This window comes from Kitasatospora sp. NPDC101155 (assembly GCF_044768305.1).
GTDB lineage: Bacteria > Actinomycetota > Actinomycetes > Streptomycetales > Streptomycetaceae > Kitasatospora.
Genome location: NZ_JBIWPN010000042.1, coordinates 23,730 through 40,028 on the forward strand (window position 1 = coordinate 23,730; position 16,299 = coordinate 40,028).

The 16,299-nt window shown below is 69.8% G+C and carries 15 protein-coding genes; 9 read left to right on the forward strand and 6 right to left on the reverse strand.

From position 1 onward, the window contains the following. Positions 1-281 precede the first annotated feature (281 nt). The 5 genes from ACIRYZ_RS36620 to ACIRYZ_RS36640 all read left to right on the forward strand — a co-directional run bounded on the left by ACIRYZ_RS36620 (position 282) and on the right by ACIRYZ_RS36640 (position 6,267). Entirely contained in the window at positions 282-1,121 is an 840-nt protein-coding gene (locus tag ACIRYZ_RS36620; RefSeq protein ID WP_402952651.1) for a hypothetical protein, read from the forward strand. Between the two features lie 211 nt (positions 1,122-1,332). Next, positions 1,333-2,535, forward strand: coding sequence for an AAA family ATPase (locus ACIRYZ_RS36625; RefSeq protein WP_402952653.1), 1,203 nt, complete (start codon positions 1,333-1,335; stop codon positions 2,533-2,535). A 28-nt stretch (positions 2,536-2,563) separates the two neighbouring features. After that, positions 2,564-4,186 (forward strand): VWA domain-containing protein, encoded by a 1,623-nt coding sequence (locus ACIRYZ_RS36630; RefSeq protein ID WP_402952655.1) that lies wholly within the window; start codon positions 2,564-2,566, stop codon positions 4,184-4,186. 28 nt (positions 4,187-4,214) lie between these two features. Beyond that, positions 4,215-5,309 (forward strand): DUF6744 family protein, encoded by a 1,095-nt coding sequence (locus ACIRYZ_RS36635; RefSeq protein WP_402952657.1) that lies wholly within the window; start codon positions 4,215-4,217, stop codon positions 5,307-5,309. Between the two features lie 160 nt (positions 5,310-5,469). Continuing rightward, the gene (locus ACIRYZ_RS36640; RefSeq protein WP_402952658.1) at positions 5,470-6,267 is read left to right on the forward strand and encodes a DUF5677 domain-containing protein; all 798 of its coding nucleotides are present in this window, start codon (positions 5,470-5,472) and stop codon (positions 6,265-6,267) included. Between the two features lie 305 nt (positions 6,268-6,572). On the opposite strand, the gene ACIRYZ_RS36645 is transcribed toward ACIRYZ_RS36640, so the two are convergent. Together ACIRYZ_RS36645 and ACIRYZ_RS36650 are read right to left on the reverse strand one after the other, a co-directional pair. Next, on the reverse strand, positions 6,573-6,824 hold the full coding sequence (locus ACIRYZ_RS36645) for a hypothetical protein (protein ID WP_402952660.1): 252 nt from the start codon (positions 6,822-6,824) through the stop codon (positions 6,573-6,575). Between the two features lie 2 nt (positions 6,825-6,826). Next, positions 6,827-7,477, reverse strand: coding sequence for a hypothetical protein (locus tag ACIRYZ_RS36650; protein WP_402952662.1), 651 nt, complete (start codon positions 7,475-7,477; stop codon positions 6,827-6,829). 453 nt (positions 7,478-7,930) lie between these two features. Between ACIRYZ_RS36650 and ACIRYZ_RS36655 the strand changes: the two genes are divergently transcribed. The 4 genes from ACIRYZ_RS36655 to ACIRYZ_RS36670 all read left to right on the forward strand — a co-directional run bounded on the left by ACIRYZ_RS36655 (position 7,931) and on the right by ACIRYZ_RS36670 (position 11,143). Next, positions 7,931-8,905 carry a tyrosine-type recombinase/integrase gene (locus ACIRYZ_RS36655; protein WP_402952663.1) on the forward strand — a complete coding sequence of 325 codons (975 nt, stop codon included), beginning with the start codon at positions 7,931-7,933 and terminating at the stop codon, positions 8,903-8,905. Positions 8,906-8,931: 26 nt separating this feature from the next. After that, positions 8,932-9,525, forward strand: a complete 594-nt coding sequence (locus tag ACIRYZ_RS36660) for a hypothetical protein (RefSeq protein WP_402952665.1) — start codon at positions 8,932-8,934, stop codon at positions 9,523-9,525. Positions 9,526-9,670: 145 nt separating this feature from the next. Continuing rightward, positions 9,671-10,480 (forward strand): hypothetical protein, encoded by an 810-nt coding sequence (locus ACIRYZ_RS36665; protein WP_402952667.1) that lies wholly within the window; start codon positions 9,671-9,673, stop codon positions 10,478-10,480. A gap of 210 nt (positions 10,481-10,690) precedes the next feature. After that, positions 10,691-11,143, forward strand: coding sequence for a hypothetical protein (locus ACIRYZ_RS36670; protein ID WP_402952668.1), 453 nt, complete (start codon positions 10,691-10,693; stop codon positions 11,141-11,143). A 73-nt stretch (positions 11,144-11,216) separates the two neighbouring features. Here the strand turns inward: ACIRYZ_RS36670 and ACIRYZ_RS36675 are convergent, their stop codons facing one another. The 4 genes from ACIRYZ_RS36675 to ACIRYZ_RS36690 all read right to left on the reverse strand — a co-directional run bounded on the left by ACIRYZ_RS36675 (position 11,217) and on the right by ACIRYZ_RS36690 (position 16,243). Next, positions 11,217-12,368: an IS630 family transposase gene (locus ACIRYZ_RS36675; protein WP_402952670.1), complete on the reverse strand. Its 1,152-nt coding sequence runs from the start codon at positions 12,366-12,368 to the stop codon at positions 11,217-11,219. A 90-nt stretch (positions 12,369-12,458) separates the two neighbouring features. Further along, on the reverse strand, positions 12,459-13,145 hold the full coding sequence (locus ACIRYZ_RS36680) for a hypothetical protein (RefSeq protein WP_402952671.1): 687 nt from the start codon (positions 13,143-13,145) through the stop codon (positions 12,459-12,461). A gap of 207 nt (positions 13,146-13,352) precedes the next feature. Then, on the reverse strand, positions 13,353-16,097 hold the full coding sequence (locus ACIRYZ_RS36685) for an RNAseH domain-containing protein (protein WP_402952672.1): 2,745 nt from the start codon (positions 16,095-16,097) through the stop codon (positions 13,353-13,355). Continuing rightward, positions 16,094-16,243 carry a hypothetical protein gene (locus ACIRYZ_RS36690; RefSeq protein ID WP_402952674.1) on the reverse strand — a complete coding sequence of 50 codons (150 nt, stop codon included), beginning with the start codon at positions 16,241-16,243 and terminating at the stop codon, positions 16,094-16,096. The genes ACIRYZ_RS36685 and ACIRYZ_RS36690 overlap by 4 nt, the downstream gene beginning before the upstream one ends. Positions 16,244-16,299: the final 56 nt, after the last annotated feature.

A 16,299-nucleotide genomic window follows, 5' to 3' on the forward strand; every position in this document is an offset into this window, starting at 1 on the left:
CGGAGACATCGTTGGGGTGGGAACCGTCAATGGGTGGAGCCTGCGGTCACTCGGACACCGGGCTACTGCCCTTCCGCGGTGGTGACGGATGCGTCCACCGTGAAGTTCTGCCGGCGCATGTTGCGGAGCTCTGTAACCGTGACGGCCCGCTACCCGCCGGCTTCCTCGACCAGGCGCCGTACGGCGGCTGCCGGTGCGGTGGTCAGGTCATTCAACGAAGAGTCCTTCCGGTCGGGTGCCTTCTTGCGCCATCTTATCGTGAACACCATAAAATGGTGGGCATGTTGACTGGGAATCACGCGGAACAGTCCGACCTCGGAACCGACCACGGATCCAAGATCATTCGGGCGCTGGAGGAAGCGTGGGACGCGATCCGGCACAACCACCCCGGCATCCCCGGCGTCGTCATCGTGACCGGGCACGGACGCCAGCCCGGCGAGAGCGCGGTGACCTGGGGGCACCACTGGCCCGGGCGGTGGACCGCCGTGGACGGCACGGCGGTGCGGCCCGAGCTCTTCGCCGGCGGCGAGCTGTTGGCGCTCGGGGGACGCCGCATCCTCCAGACCCTCCTCCACGAGGCCGCGCACGCCCTTGCGACCGTTCGGGGCGTCAAGGACACCTCGACCTCCGGCCGCTACCACAACAAGGAGTTCGCCAAGCTCGCCACTGAGCTCGGTCTCAAACCACCCGCTCGTCCCGATGAACAACGGCGCGGCTACAACGACTGCCTCATCACGGACCAGACCGCCAGCCGCTACGTCCAGTCGATCTCGACACTGGACGCGATGGTCGGCCACCGCATCGAGGACCCGATCGCCCGGCTGATCGCCGCCGACTCGGCACAGCCAGGGGAGGAGCTGCCGACGGCCGTCACGCTCCTGCCCGGCGCGATCGGAACCGACCTGCCCCCGCTGCCGGAGTCGAAGCGGCGCACCAGTGACCCGCGCGGAGGCAAGCGCCTGACGATCGTCTGCCAGTGCGCAACCCACACCGCGCGCGATGCCCACGGCGGCACGCGGCAGGTTCCGGGCCCGAGGAAGATCACCGCGACGCCGGGCCTGCTCGACGGTGGTCCGGTTCTCTGTGGCATCTGCGGCAGCGACTTCGAGCCGGAGGGGTAGGCCCGCGCAAACCCGAGAGGTCCGGGCTCCACCCATAAAGAGGAACCGCGGCCGGGGCTACGGCGCCGGGTCGTCACCCTGTGCTGCTCTCCCGGAGCGGCAGCAGATCACGGGCAAGGCTTAGTGTGGCATAGATGCTAAAACGGCCGTTTTGACTGGAAGGCTCCCCTAGGATCTGACTGCTGGTCACCCGGAGGAACGGAGTCTGCTGGTGCGGGGAGAGTCTGCGGCGACGGAGACGGCGCGCTCGCTGCGCGCGATCACCGACGAGCTGTCGGGAAAGTTCTGGGAGCGCGACGACGTGGTGCGCACGCTCGTGGTGTCCGTCCTGGCCGGCCAGCACGCGCTGCTGATCGGACCGCCGGGGACGGCGAAGTCGGAGTTGGCCCGGGAGCTGACCGGCCGGATCGAGGGTGGCAACTACTGGGAGATCCTGCTGAGCAAGTTCACGGCGCCGACCCGGCTGTTCGGGCCGATCGACGTCGCCTCGCTGGCCCGCGGCGAGTACCGGCAGGTCTACGAGGGGCGTGCGACGCAGGCCCACATTGCCTTCATCGACGAAATTTTCAAGTGCTCCACGGCAGCGTTGAACGAAACCCTGGGCCTGCTGAACGAGCGGATTTACCACCCGGAGAACGGCGGGGCCCCGATCCACTGCCCCCTGATCAGCGCGATCACCGCCTCCAACGAACTGCCGACGGGCGAGGACAGCGCCGCGATCTACGACCGGCTGCTGGTCCGGCTGGAGGTCGGCTACCTCGTCGACCCGTCGAACTTCGCCGCGCTGGTGCGCTCGGCGGTCCAGCTGCCGGTCACCGCGAAGCGGACGACGGTCGAGCTGGCCGCGCTGCAGCACGCGGTGAACGTCGCGGTGCCCTCGGTCGCGGTGCCGGATCCGATCGTGGATGCCGTGTGCACGCTGCGGGCGTCCCTGCGCCGCAAGGAGCTGGTCGCCTCGGACCGCCGCTGGCGGCAGTCGGTACGCCTGCTCCAGGCGTCCGCCTTCCTCGACGGCCGCCAGGAGGTCGCCGACGGCGACCTGGCGGTGCTCACCCACGTGCTGTGGGACTCCCCCACCGAGCGCCCCCTCGTCGAGCGCGAGGTGCTCCAGCTGGTCAACCCCGACGCCAAGGAAGCCCTCGACCTGGACGATGCGATCGCCGAGCTCGAAGCCGAGCTGGACGCGCGGGCCGGCCGGTCGCGCGAGGAGCTCAGCGAGTGGGCGATCAAGGAGGCCAACAAGAAGCTGGCCCGCGCCGGGAAGCGACTGACGGCAATGCTCGCCGACGCGACCACCGCCGGGCGCTCCACCGCCACGCTGGACCGGGTCATCATCCGCCAGCGTGCCGTGCACGCCCGGGTGCTGACCGAGGCGCTCGGCGTGGACGCCAGCATGGTGCAGGCCCAGCTGTGATTCGACGGCGCAAGCGGGAGGAGCCTCGGTGGGCAAGAGGCTGAACAAGCTCAAGGACCTGGCCCGCAGGGCCGGACGGTGGCTCGGGTCGGCGGCCGCCGCTGCACCCGAGCAGACGTCGGCGGTGGTCGCCGACCGCTTCGACCAGATGGCCTGGCGCGAGGTGGTCGAAGTGGCCCCGGCGCTGCGGGACCTCGTTGAGGACCTGGGCGAGAAGCACGACTACGTCCACGACCTGCTCGCCGACGTCTTCCTGGCCGCCTACAAGGTGCCCCCGCAGGTGCGGGAGCGCTCGGAGATGACGCCCTCGCGACTGGTCAACCACCAGGTCATCACGGCCATGGTGGCCTCCCCCGAATTCGAGGAGCTGCGCCGCGAGACAGCCGGAGACCCCTACGCGGCGGCGATGGCCGTGCTCGCGCAGGCGTCGGAGCTTCGCCGGCTGCTGGAGCATGCCCGCCGCGCGCAGGAGGAGGCTCGGCGGGCCGAGGAAGCGCGACAGGAGGCCGAACGGGCCGCCCAGGCGGTGGGCGATGCGATGGAGCGTGCCGGCGCGAACGCCGGTGAGGACGGCGTCGTCCCCGAAGCCGTCGCCGCGGACGTGGAGCGCGCGCTCCAGCAGGCCGAGGCCGCGGACGAGACGGCCCGGTCGGCCGCTGCCGCCGCCGAGGCGGCGCTCGCGTCTGCCGCGCCGGGCATCCGCGCCGCCATCCGCCGGGCCGTGGCCCAGGCCGCGGACAACGCCCGCGAGGAGACGGCCCTGATGCGGGCGTGGGGCATCGGCCCGGGCCAGCTGGAGCGGATGCCCTTCGAGCAGCGCGCCCGCCTGGCCGAGCGGCTGCGCACCGGCCGCATGGCCCGGTTCGCCGAGCTGATCGGCCGGTTTAGGCAGATGGCGTCCGGCGAACGGGCCCGCAGGGTCGAGCACGCGCCGGGCGAGCTGGTGGGGGTGACCCTCGGCGCCGACCTGGCCCGCGTCGTTCCCTCGGAGGTCGCCATGCTCGGCACGCCGGCCCTGCGCGCGGTGTTCGCCGCCCGCTTCGCCGAGCAGCAGCTGATGCTCTACGACAACCGGGGCGAGCAGCCCGCCGGCCAGGGCGCGATCATCGCGTGCGTCGACTGCTCCTCCTCGATGACGGCCCCCTACGGCGGATCCGGCATCACGGGGGAGGCGTGGGCGAAGGCGTGCGCCCTGGCGCTGCTTGACCAGGCGCGCCAGGCGAAGCGTGACTTCGTCGGCATCCACTTCTCCTCGGCGCACGAGGTGAAGGTCTTCCGCTTCCCCGCCGCGGCACCGGCTGCCATCGGCGACGTCCTCGACTTCGCCGAGCACTTCTGGGGCGGCGGCACGGACTACCAGGCGCCGCTGACCGAGGCCGTGACCCTCCTGCAGGCCGAGTACAACACCGAGGGCCGCCAGCGCGGCGACATCGTGTTCATCACCGACGCCGAGTGCGAGGTGGGCGAGGACTGGATGCGCTGGTGGAACGATGCCCGCCACCTGCTGGGCTTCCGGACCTTCGGCGTCGCCATCGGATCACCGGACGCCACCGAGCCCGGCGGGGTGCTCGACGCCCTGTGCGACAACCTGCGGGCGATCGATGACCTCACGGACGCCCGCGCCGCCGCCGACCTCTTCCGCGTGATCTGACCTTCCTCCCACACTCCGCACCCTGACCTTGGAGACCACCACCGTGACCGCCGCCCAGCCGCAGCCCCCGCATCCCGATCTGGCGACCGGCGACGCACTTCTCGACACCTACGCCGCAGCGCTGGCCGGCGGCGACGCACCCCTGCTCGGGCACCTGGTGCTCTACAGCGTCTTCGATGGCGCCGTCACCCGGGACGACCTGGCGCGCTGGTTCGCCGAACTCGGCCTGGACCCCGATCTCCTGCCGCCGCCCCTGCGGCCCGTCGACGCCTACGAGCGGATCACCGGCCCCGACGGCGTTCGCTACAGCTACCCCCTGGACGACCCCACGGCAACCGGGCGCGACGGACGCAGGAAGCGGCGCAAGCCCTCCGAGCTCGGACGCTCCGCCGTCCTGATGGTGCGGCCCGTACGCCGGGACTCCGACCGGATCGTGCGGCACATCGTCCGGGAAGTCCGGGACGAGCAGAGGACCAAGCTGCGCTACGACACCCGCCTGGGCGCCGTCACCTTCCACCGCGACCACGCCACCACCGCCGACGGCGCCGGCACCCTGCAGGTCGAGCCCGACCACCAGGCCATTGCCAAGCTGCCCGTGGCCGAGCAGGCCACGGTGCACGAGATGATCGAGGGCCTCAAGACCAGCTACCAGCGCCGCTGCACCTACCTGACCGGCGACAAACTGCGCGCACTCGTGCGCCGGTACGTCGAGGATCTGAGCGCGATCAAGGTCCGCCCGACCGGCGGCGTGTATTTCGTCCACCGCCAGTACGCCCCGGCGCTCGCCGCGCTGCGTGAGCTCGTCAGCCGGTTCGGCACGGGCAGCCACCTGGTGCGCGTCCCACTCCCGGACCAGGAGGAGATGCGCGAGATGATCGTCGCCGCCTTCACCACCAAGGCGAAGGATGACCTGGACCGTCTGGCCAAGGACATCGCCGTCGCCCAGCACACCGGCCGCAGCGCAGACCTGAGGCGCCTCTACGACCGGTTCGCCGCGTTGCAGAAGGCGACCGACGAGCACGCGGCCCTGCTCTCGACCTCCCTGGACGACACCGCCTCTGCCCTCCAGCTGGTCAAGATCCAGCTGGGCAGCCTACTCGCGACCGCCGACGAGGGCGCGTAGCCGCGAAGCACCCCGTCGCCCACAGCTCCAGGGCATCCCAGTCGACGCAGTGGGTCCACTGCGAAGGCAAAGTCACGGTGTCGTTCGTGACGACAGTGTCGACCTGAGGAATGTCGAAAACCAGGCCAGATCGGACACCGCGCGGTACTACAGTCCCATCGTGACGAACCTGACGAACGACCAGAACGGTGCGGCCATTTCCCGCGCCGCAGCCCTCGACCTGATCAAGGCCGCCGACTCCATCCTCACGACCGACCTCAGCGTCGAGGCGGGCAAAGCCCGGATCTTCGGCGCGATATACAGCTGGTGGCGTCTGGTCTGCCGCACCTCGGAGGCCGTCCTCCTGCTGACTGAGCAGGGGTTCACCGCCGAGGTCGGCCCGCTGATGCGGAACATCTTCAACCACGCCTACGCCATCCACTGGCTCGCCGACAACGGAGACGCCGCCATCGAGGCGCTCGCTGCCAAGGATGCGGACGACCGGGAGAAGCTCTGCAAGAAGCTGGAGGACACCGGCTGGGTCCGGGCCGCCGAATTCCGCGCCGAACTGGACCGCCAGACCGCCGCGCAGCCGACGGCCCCCGTACGGACGCCCACTGAGCAGGCGCTGCACGGCAAGTTGGTCCACGAGCTCCGCAACGTCTTCGACATGCTCGATCATTACGGGTCGCCCGACCTGTACCCCGTCTACGCGCACCTGTCGGCGCTCTCCCACACCAGCGGCCTGACTGCGCGCCTGTACCTGGAGCAGGCCGACGACGGGACTGTCCAGATCCGCCGCACCGCCATCGACCTCGGGGCCCATGCTGATGTCGTGCAGGTCGCCCTCAGCCTCCTGCAGGTTGCCACCGTGGTGAGCCCGATGCTATCTGGTGACCCGTTGCGGGCCGCGATCGACCAGGCGACCGCCGACCTCGGCGTAGCGGGAGTCCAGCTCCTCCCGGTGCGTGTGAAGTAGGCCTGACCTCCTCTGAGGGCACGGCCGGTCGAATCCCCGGGCTGTCCGACTCACGTCGTCGGACAGCCCGGAGCCGCAGCCTGGGTAGAAGTGGCGCAGCAACGGGTTGGGCGGCCACCCCGGCGCGTAGGGATCGGTGCACGGTGCCTCGGGTTAAAACGGCCGTTTTAACCCGAGGCACCGAGGACTACGGGGTCGGCGGCGCCCAGTGGGCTGGTGCTCGGTGAGCCGCTGCCACAGCGTGTCTGCCATGGTCAGCGGGTCAGGCGATAACGTCATTCCGGTTCCCTCCGATGGGAGTTGGCTCACGGGGTCTGGGTCTTCAGGGCGTTGGGTTCGAGCTGGAAGAAGACGACGTTGGCGTTCTCCAGGAGGTGCCCGGTCCGCTCCAGGATGGTGTCCTTGAGGCGGTCGATCAGCTCGGTGAGGATGTCCAGTCGGGTGGTGGTGGAGGGGTCGCGTGTCACGAGGCCGTGGTCGCCCACCGTCACCTGGTGCTGCGAGGGACCGATGGCGCCGGAGAGCGTGACGACCCAGTGGTACTCGACGGCGGCCACGGCTAGCCCTCCTCGACCTGGTCGGTGGCGAGCCGGTAGACGGCGCGGTCGGGGTCGGTTTTGATGATGAGTCCGGTGTCGGCGAGGTGGCGCAGGATGATCTCGGCGCCGTTGGGGGTGGTGTCGAGGCCGCAGATTCCGAGTACCTCGGCAGCGAGCTGGACGTCCCAGGGGACCTCGGGGCCGCGGTTGGTGATCTCCTGGCTGAGGGTGGCGTGGCGTCGGGTGGGCAGCGGCAGCACGGCGGCGGCGAACGTGTCGTACAGCTCCTCGGGGACCTTGTAGCCGACGACCTTGCCGAAGCCGGGTCCCCGGCCCTGGACCGGGGCCAGCATGGTCGCGGGCCACCAGCCCTCGTTGATGCCCCGGTTGAGTGCTCGCTTGAGGCCGTTGCTCCAGCCCTTGAGGCTGTCGGTGCCGTCCTCGCCGCGCAGCTTGGTCGCTGCGACGTAGCCGCCGCGGCCGAGGGCTTCTTCGAGGATGTACTGGGAGCGGGGCGAGAGGGCGAGGTAGTAGCGCTCGGCGCGCTCGGGGGTCCAGGTGTCGTCCTGGTCGACGGTGACGGTGCCGGCGTAGTGGGCGAGGAAGGCGTGCGCGCGGGCGAGGTCTTCCTCGGTTGCGGCGTCGATGGTGAGCTGGAGGGTGATCTTCACGAAGCGTCCCGGTGTATATGACGTGGATTAAGGCTGGTTGGACGTGTCCGGGCCAGCGTAGCGCCTGATGTCTCGTCAATCCACCTCAATCCAGCATTCATATGAACGAGACGCCCCGGTTGTCCTCGACCCGAGAACAACCGGGGCGCCGAGGCGCGAGGTAGCGGATAACGTATTGTTATGCGCTAGAATCCGGCCATGCCGACGAGTCAGCTCGACCCGATGGAGCGCGGGTTCGTTCCGTCCCTTGTGTCCAGTCCGTTGCAGGACGCGGTGTTTCGCAAGGTTGTGGACGACCTTGGGCAGGTTCAGACCGGAAGATATGGGCAGCAGCGCTTCTACACCCCTCGCGTAGAACTCCTGGCTCAGGTGGTTACGCCCGAGACCTTCGTTTTCGTCCTGGAATGGATCTCTTCGACCCGCCGTGGGTCGATCAACACCAAACGCACGTATGTGGACGACATTCGGCGGGTGTGGGGCGGTTACGCCCAAGAGCTCGGCCACGAGCGGTTCTCCGTCGGCTGCTTCACTGCGGATCAGATCACCACGTGGCGGATCCGCGAGGAGGCCCAGGGCGCCCGGCCAGCCACGATCGCCCGCTACCTGCGCTCGCTGTCCTCGCTGCACGTGTACGTCGCCGAGCGGCGCGAGGACGTGCGCAACCCGGTGCTGCGCGACGACCTCCCGAGGATCGACAAGGGCAACACCAGCAGCAGCACCCCGGTCCTGGAGAAGGAAGAGGTGCAGGCGCTCTACATAGCGGCGGACGGCGAACTCGACCTCCTGGTAGTCGAGTTGCTCTACACCCTGGCCGGCCGGGTCGGCGAGATGTGCGCGGCCGACGTCACCCACCGGATCGAGCGCGGCCGACGCTCTTTCCTCGACGTGACACGCAAGGAGGGCAAGGAGCGGATCCTGCCGCTCGGCGTCAGCCTCGCCGAACGACTCGACCGCCACACCGCCGGCCGCACCGAGGGCCCGCTGCTGCTGGACGCGGACGGCAACCGGCTCGACCCCTCGGACGTCGACCGGCTCCTGACCCGGCTCGGCCACCGCGCCCGCGTCCTCACCTGCCCGGACGTCGACACCAAGGGCCACGCATTCCACCGGTGCAAGCGGTGCCGGGACGTCACGCCGCACGTCCTGCGCGCCAGTCGGATCACGCACCTGCTCGACGACGGCGTCGACCTGGTCGAGGTGCAGGCCTTCGCCGACCACGACAACCCCGCCACCACGGTCGCCTACCGCGAACGCCGCCGCAAACACGAGCGCAACGCCGCCCTGGTCGACGCCGGATCCGCCCTCTTCGAAGGCATCCGCCCGGCCGCGCAGGACGCTCCCACCCTCGACACCCCGGTCGATGGCACCGGCCTGGTCGAGGTTCGCTCCCCCGACCAGAACCCCGGCCAGCTGGCCATGCCCGTCTGAACTGCCCTACCTCCCGGAGGATTTCAATGAGTCGCAGCGCCCAGGCGCATAAGCTCGGCAGGCACCTGAGCAAGGTGACCGGCGTCACCGTCGAGCTGGTCTACCACAGCGGCAAGCAGTGGCTGGTGGAGTGGCCCGACGGCCCCACCCGCACTGAGATGCGCGACCTGGTCGCCAAGACCATCGAGGCCAACCCGTACCATTTCGGGCTGATGGCGGACCGCGAGATCCGCACCGTCCGCATGGAGTCCGCCCGGGCCTGGGCCGCGTGTGCCGTCGCCGCCCGCCGAACCGGCTCCCTCGCCGAGGAGACCCGCCGAGGCGCGGTGCAGCGCAGCGCGCTCGGGCTGGACCGGATCCGGCTCGGCACCTCGGAGCCGAAGACACTGGAGTACTACGCGCTGACGGACTACGTCGAGCGGCTGATCGAGACCACCGCCTATCCGGACCGGCCCAGCGACCCGGCCGACGCGCCGCTCATCGAGGAGCTACTGAGTGCCGGGCAGCGCCAGGAGTACCGGATGGCGGAGATCCTGGCCAACGAGCTTCGCGCCCCCAAGCCCGGCACCGGCCCCACTCTGCGGGCCGTGGATGCGCCCACCGACACCGACCAGTCCTGAGAGGGGGTGACTCGACGGCGCGGTCCCGGCTGGCCATGCCCGCATAAACCGCGCTGCCGTCCAAAGATGCCTCGGGTTTGTTACGTGACAATCAAAGGGTGCCCTCGTAAGCTCGGAACGTTACGTAACAAACTAGGAGGCCGGCATGCCCACGTGCGAGATCTGCGGCATTGAGATGACCCAGGGGCGCGCCCGGGCCCGCCGCACCTGCTCCGCTGCCTGCCGACAGGCAGCCCACCGGCGCCGCCGCACCGCCGAGGTGACCGCACTCCGGGCCGCCGCCGCGCAACTGCCCACGGTCGCACCGCTACGTAACGAACCCTTGGGGCCGGGGCCCGAGGGCAGCCCGGCCGGGCGAATCCGCGCCGCCGGTGCCGCCCTGGCCGCCGCTGCCGAGCACGCGGCTGCGGCGGCCGAGGAGAACGCCTACCGGGACGACTCCCTCGCGGCCCTGCAGCGCCACTACGCCGAGCTGGTCGACGCCATCTGTGCCGCCATGCGGCCCAGGGAGCCGTCACGTAACGAACCGGCAGCCCCCAACCCCGTCCAGGCCCGCGCCGCCAGCCCCGGGACGGGCCGATCGATTACCGCCGAGGCTTCGACCGCGCCCGACGCGGTACGACGTGAGCCGTCACGTAACGAACTCGACCGCCCCTCGCGAACCCCCAAGCGGCTGTACCTGTCGCGCAAGAAGGCCCTCGCGCTGCTGGACACCGTCGAGCTGGTCAAGAGCGAGCACTACCAGGAGACGGGCAACTGGGACGTCGTCGCCGCCGACGGCACCGTCATCTGCCACATCGGCCCCAACTACAACAACCTGCGCCGCAGCGGCTGGAACGCCTGGCCCCACGGCTCCACCCCCAACCGCCGCGACCACTACCCCACCCGGGAGCGCGCCGCGGCGGCCGGCGCCGACTCCTGGCTGCGGATCGTCACCACCAAACCGCGCCGCTGAACCAGCCTGGGTCCCGGCCGTACAGGGCAGCGGCAGAGGTTACCCGGCGGGTCCCTGAGCGAAGCCTGCGCCTCGGGTGCACCCGGAACGGCACGATGGTGAGTCACGCTTGCTTGAAGGTGTGTTGGGCCCCGATGGGGCTTCTCCTTCGTCCGGTAGCGTCGGCGCTCGGCGGAGCGCCGCGCCCCCACCGACCGAGGGAGAACCGTCATGACCTGGCAGCAGAACATCGGATACGCCCTGGCCGTCACCGGGGGGCTGGAACTCGCCAGCCACCTGCTGGTGGGCGAACACGACGCTTATGAGCGGATCGCCGTCCAGCTGTTGGGGCGTCACGGCGGCGGCCGCTGGCTGCGGGCGCTGTGCGTGCCGGACCGTCCGGAGCTGGACGCAGGCCTGGCGGACGTCATCGACTTGCGCGAGTCCCCGGTCCGGCTGAACTGGCGGCTGCTGGCAGCGGCGCTGCAGGTCCCGCAGGCCTTCCGGCAACCGGCCGACGACCTCGCGATGCTGGAGATCGCTACCTCTATCGCCGGCCCCCACCGTGTCAACCTCCGCAGCGCCCTGAGTGCCCTTCATCCGGACGACCGTAGGCTGGCCGCCGCCGCGGTGCAGGAGGCTGCACTGCTGACGAACGACGACGGACCGGCCGCCCTGGTCTGAGGCTGTCGGCCGGATCCGCCCGGGCCGATGCCCCGCGCTTAGTGGTCGACGCTGGAAGTCCTTCGGGGGTTGATCAGGCGGCCAGTGCGACGGAGGATTCTTGGTGTCGGTCGGCGAGCGTGTGCCGGTCGAGCCGGGCCAGCAGATCGTCCAGGTCGGAGGTGGTGAACTTCCACTGGAACGGCTGTGCCGTGGCGTTGTAGCGGTCTTCGAATCCTCGGAGACGATCCCTGACCTGGTCGAGGTCGGTGAAGTCGTTGGGCGAGACGACCTTGCGTTGCACGATGGAGAAGAAGATCTCTATCTGGTTCACCCAGGAGGCGTGGACCGGGGTGTGGACCAGGGTGGCGTTCGGGAACCTGGCGGCAAGGCGGTCGATGGCCTTCTTGCCGCGGTGCGAGGAGCCGTTGTCGACGATCCAGAAGACGCGCTTCGCACTGGCGTAGGGCTCCTGCGTCATGACCTGTTCGACCAGGGCCATGAACGGCACGATGCCGGTGGTGGCCTCGCAGCGGCCGAAGACTTTCGCTTGGTGGACGTCGTAGGCGGCCAGGTAGGCCACGGCGCCACCGCGGCCGTACTCGTGGTTGACGCGCATCGCCCTGGCCTGGCCCGGAGCCAGGGTCGGGTGGCAGCGGCAGCGGGCCTGGATCGAGGTTTTCTCGTCGCTGGAGAGCACGTACTCGTCAGGGCCGAGGGGTTCGCCCTCGTATGTTCGGGCGTACAGGTCAAGGACGCGCTGGGCCTTGGCGCGGAAGTCCAGGTCCCGGATGAAGATCCAGGACCGGTACTGCCAGGGCTTGAGCGCATCCTCGCGCAGCCAGCGGCGCACCGTGGACGCCGAGATGCTGTCGGTGATCCCGCGCACGGTCAGCTCGGCGGCCAGTTCCGGGCACGACCAGCGCGACAACGGCGCCCCGGTCTCAGCCGGGAGCTGGCAGGCCAGGGCCTTGGCCTCGGCTACCTGCACGGGGGTGAAGCGGGCCGGTCGCCCGCTGCGCTTGCGGTCGGCCAGGGCCGGCAGCCCGCCCTGGGCGAACCGGTTCCGCCAGGTCCGCACGGTATCGACGTGCAGACGGGTTTCGGCGGCGATCCGGGCGTTGCCCCGGCCGCGTGCTGCCAGCAGGACGACGGTTGCCCGTTGCCGGGCCTGGTGTCCGGTCTTGTGGCCGTAGGCCATCTTCTTCAGCCGGGGGCGCTCGGCGGCGGTCAGGGTAAGGCACACGGCGCGGCCCAGGGGCATAGGAGGCAACGGCCAATCTCGGGAGAAGCGTTCGGGATGATCGACACCCTCTCCGATCTCTTTGGCCGTGTCTCACGCTGTTCTGGTGAGCCAGCTGGCCAGGATTCCAAGAGCGGCAACTGCCCCGGGGGTCAGGATCCCGAGAAGTGCATCTGCACATGCGCGGGCTGCCCGGTATGCAGTTGAGGGCTCGTTGAGGCCAAGTCCGACGGCCGCATGCCGAGAGATCTTCACGGTTCCCAGGGAGCCCGAGATCTCCGAACTGTGAACCACTGCGTGCCCTGGGGGACCCATGAGTACCTCCTTGTCCACAAGGAGGACGACGCCTCGGCAGTCCTTGATCCAGAACTCGTCCAACCAGCCGGCCTTGCTGGGGACACGAACTCGACGTATCTGCGTCAGCTTGCTCAGATCGACCGTGCGGTCGCCCGTAACAGTCCGAGCAGTGAGAAGCTGCCAACCAGGACCGTGACGTTCCGAGCGAAACGTTGTGTACAGGAGCGGAAACCCCAGCGCCAAAGCCAACCCCGCGAACATGCCGGGCACCCACGCACCGGACCGCATTACCCCGAATCGCTCCAGGAGCGCAGGTACAACGATGGCGCCCCCTACGGCCCCGCCGAGAACTGCAGCACCCACGTGCAGGCGACGACGGGCTGTCTCGGCCGGAACCGCCGCCCGTGACGCCTTCTCGACAACGATGCCCGCGCCAGCGGCGCGGGCCGCAGAGCGGAACTTCCTCTTCTGCTTCTTCGACACCAGCGGAGCGTACCTGCAACATTCTGAGGTGTGCCCCCTGCACCGAGTCCAACCTCGCCGAGACGTCAGACCTGGGTCAGCCGCCAGTTGAGACGATGCCGGTTGATCCCCTGACGGCCGCCCCAGCACTGCTTGGACTCCGACGTCAACCCTCGAAGGATTTCCGGAGCCGACCACTTAGCTTGCCCGGTGGGCAGCCGCACTTCGTCAGGGGTTCTCGGCGGTGCCGCCGTCCGCGGGCAGGCCGTCGGGCTCATCGTCCGTCTCCGTGGTCCGCCGGTGGTAGGGGTGGTCGGCGTCCATCTTGCGCGCCAGGCGAAGCGGCGTAGGTTCGGCCTGGCGGGCGTCCCAGCTGATGCCCTGGTTGGTCAGGACCGCGGCACCGGTACCGATCAGGTCGAGCTCGGCGCCTTCGCTCTGTTCGATCACCGTGAACCGGGTGGCGGTGTGGGCGTAGCCGTTCTTGCTCTGACGGCTGCTGGCGAAGCGTGTCTCGTCCTTGCCGAATCGGCCGCTGACGCTGGCCGAGTAGGGGCGGGGGACGTTGACGAGCATGAAGTCCGGGTAGAGGTGGGTGGCGTCGTCGTTGGCGAGTTGGTAGAGGCCGTTGGTGGTGTCGGTGGATCGCCAGCTGCCGTCCTTGGTGCGCATGTAGGCGCCGGTCGGCCGGCCGATGCGTTCGAGGTTGCTGATGACGCGCACGGTTGCGAGGGGGCGCTGGGCGCGCGGAAGACTGTGACCGGGAAGCCAGGAGGACGGGCGGGGCAGGTCGGACGGCGGGGTCTGGCCTAGTGATTCGTCGGCGAGGCCTGCCCAGATGTACTCGGTGGCGTCGCTGTCGACGTACACCACCGTCGGTGCTGGTGGGGGCAGCTGGGATCGGGCGCTGACGAGGGCGGATTCGACGAGCTGGGCGGCGGCGCTGGCCTGCTGGGTTTCGTTGCCGATTGCGGTGTACGGGGTGACGTCCCAGGCAAGGTCGGTGGCGTGCAGGGCGGTGTTGGCGGGCCCGTAGGTCATCCATCGGCCGGCTTGGGGGCTGTAGGCCCAGACGTGCCACGGGTCGTCGGGGCCGCCGGTGGGCCGGATCGCGGCGAGGGTGATGGTGAGCGGGGCCGGTGTCGCCGTTCGGCGCTTGCCGTAGGGCCGGCGCGGGGCGTGGCGGCGTACGTGGATCCCGATGTGCCACCAGGGCCGGAGCGGGAGCTTTCCGAAGGCGGCTCCGAGGCGGTGGTCGCTGGCGCCGACGCCCCGGAGGATCTCGCGGAGGGTGTTCTCGGTCGACTTGTCGAGCCCGGCCTGACGGGTGGCGACGAGGTCCGCGCGGTACTTCTCGTTGTACGGGGTGCCGTCCTTCCTGTGTGTCGGTACCGGTGGTGGCGCCTGTTTGATGTACTGCGCGGTGGCGCCGATCTTGGCCAGTGCCTGCTTGGACGGCGGCTTGGCGTCTTCTGCTTCGGCCTTCTTGCGGGCCTCGATGGTCGGGTACCACCGGTTGGGGTCCCAGTCGGTCTCGCAGATGACTGCGGTGTGGGTGTCGGGGCCGGTGAACGGGGCGAGCAGGTTCTCCAGGTGCTGCTGGCGGGTCTGGGCCGTCTGCGGTCCGTGGCGCAGCGCGCCGGGCTTGTCCTGGAGGAAGACGACCTTGAGGCGGCCGCCGAGGGTGGGGTATTCGGTGGCTTCGGCGGCGACGAACTCAGGTCCGAACCCCCACTGGCGTGCGATCTCCGACTGGAGGCGGGATCGGACCTCGTCGGTGTCCCAGAGGACGACGACGAGGAGCGTGTTGATGCCGGCTGTGTCGAGGGCCGCGGGGATCCGGTCAGCGGTGATCGGCCCGTGTACGCGCGCGCCGGTCTCTGTGGGCGGCAGTGCGATGCCGGGGACCTCCAGGAACAGTGGGCTGCGGTGGCTGTAGGTCTCGCCCTTGTCGTCGAGGAGCTTTTCGAGGCGGCGGTAGAAGTCCATGCCGTGGCCGCGTCCGAGCCCCGAGGTCTTGGTGCTGATCGGGGCCACGGCCCACACCGGTCCCAGGTGACTCTCGGTCAAGGCGGTGTCGTCGAGGTGCTCGGGGAAGGGCGGGATCTTGGTGGTCAGGCGGGGCAGGGCGGCCAGGCGTCTGCTGGCGGCGACGGCAGGTACGTTGAGCCGCCGCTGCCATGGCGGTCCGTCGGTTTTGGCCGCCACCACGATCGGCTGGTCGGGGTTGGCGAGGAGAACCGTCGAGACCCCCTTCCAGGCCGTGGCGAGGAGGGTGGCTGCGGCGTTCACGGTCAGCGCGTGGCGGCCGGAGTGCCCGGTGGCCGCCGTACCGATGATGATCCTTGCCAGCAGGTGCCGGACGCGGCCGGCTGCGTCCGCTGCGCCGGTCAGTTCGTGTCCCAGGGCCGCGAGCGTGCCGTCGGAGCAGAGGGTGAACCGGACGGGGTGTTCGGCACCGAGGGGCCAGTCGAGGCTGGCAAGGTGCTCGGCCAGGCGCCACCGGGCGAGTTCACCCGGCCACCACGATCGGGCCCGGCGTCCGCCCCGCGGTGGTGGCGGTACCTCTGCCTCGACGGGCGTTGCGTGGGCCACGAGTTCGGCGAGCCGCTTGCCGATCTCTGCTCCGGCAGGACCGGGAATGACGGCCTCGGTCCAGTAGAGGAAGACGTCGTGGCGGTCCTCCGGGCTGATCTCCCGGCCCGCGAGCAGTTCGCACTGTCCGTTGTTCCACTGCCAGCGCGCCCAGGTACCGATAACAGCCCGCAGGACTGCTTCCAGGGCGCGGTAGGGCGGCTGGACGTCCTTCCTGCCGCCGAAGCTCTGGGTGTAGGTGCTGCACAGCTCTTCCCAGATTCGGGATGCCGGCTTCGCGGGCCGGTAGGCGATGACCTGCCCGAGGTCGCTCGGTTCGGTGCGGTAGCACAGGACGCGGGCCTGCTTGCGGGTGGTGTCGTCGAACGGGCGGGTCATACGCGATCTCCCAGGTAGGAGTGGAAGCCGGAGTGCAGGACGGGCACCAGGTGCGAGGCATGGGCGTACTCGGCGATTTCCTCCATGGAGTAGCCGTAGCAGGCGCCGAGCTGGGCGAGTTGGGGTGCCGTTAACGGCCATGTCACCAGCCCCAAATGCGGGTGATCTTTGGTTGTTTGTCCGCGTTGACCCGATGTTGTCC

Coding starts and splice junctions, on each gene's coding strand:
- ACIRYZ_RS36685 (WP_402952672.1), bottom strand. CDS start 16,097: ATGACCCGCCCGTTCGACGACACCACCCGCAAGCAGGCCCGCGTCCTG.
- ACIRYZ_RS36660 (WP_402952665.1), top strand. CDS start 8,932: ATGAGTCGCAGCGCCCAGGCGCATAAGCTCGGCAGGCACCTGAGCAAG.
- ACIRYZ_RS36620 (WP_402952651.1), top strand. CDS start 282: ATGTTGACTGGGAATCACGCGGAACAGTCCGACCTCGGAACCGACCAC.
- ACIRYZ_RS36665 (WP_402952667.1), top strand. CDS start 9,671: ATGCCCACGTGCGAGATCTGCGGCATTGAGATGACCCAGGGGCGCGCC.
- ACIRYZ_RS36670 (WP_402952668.1), top strand. CDS start 10,691: ATGACCTGGCAGCAGAACATCGGATACGCCCTGGCCGTCACCGGGGGG.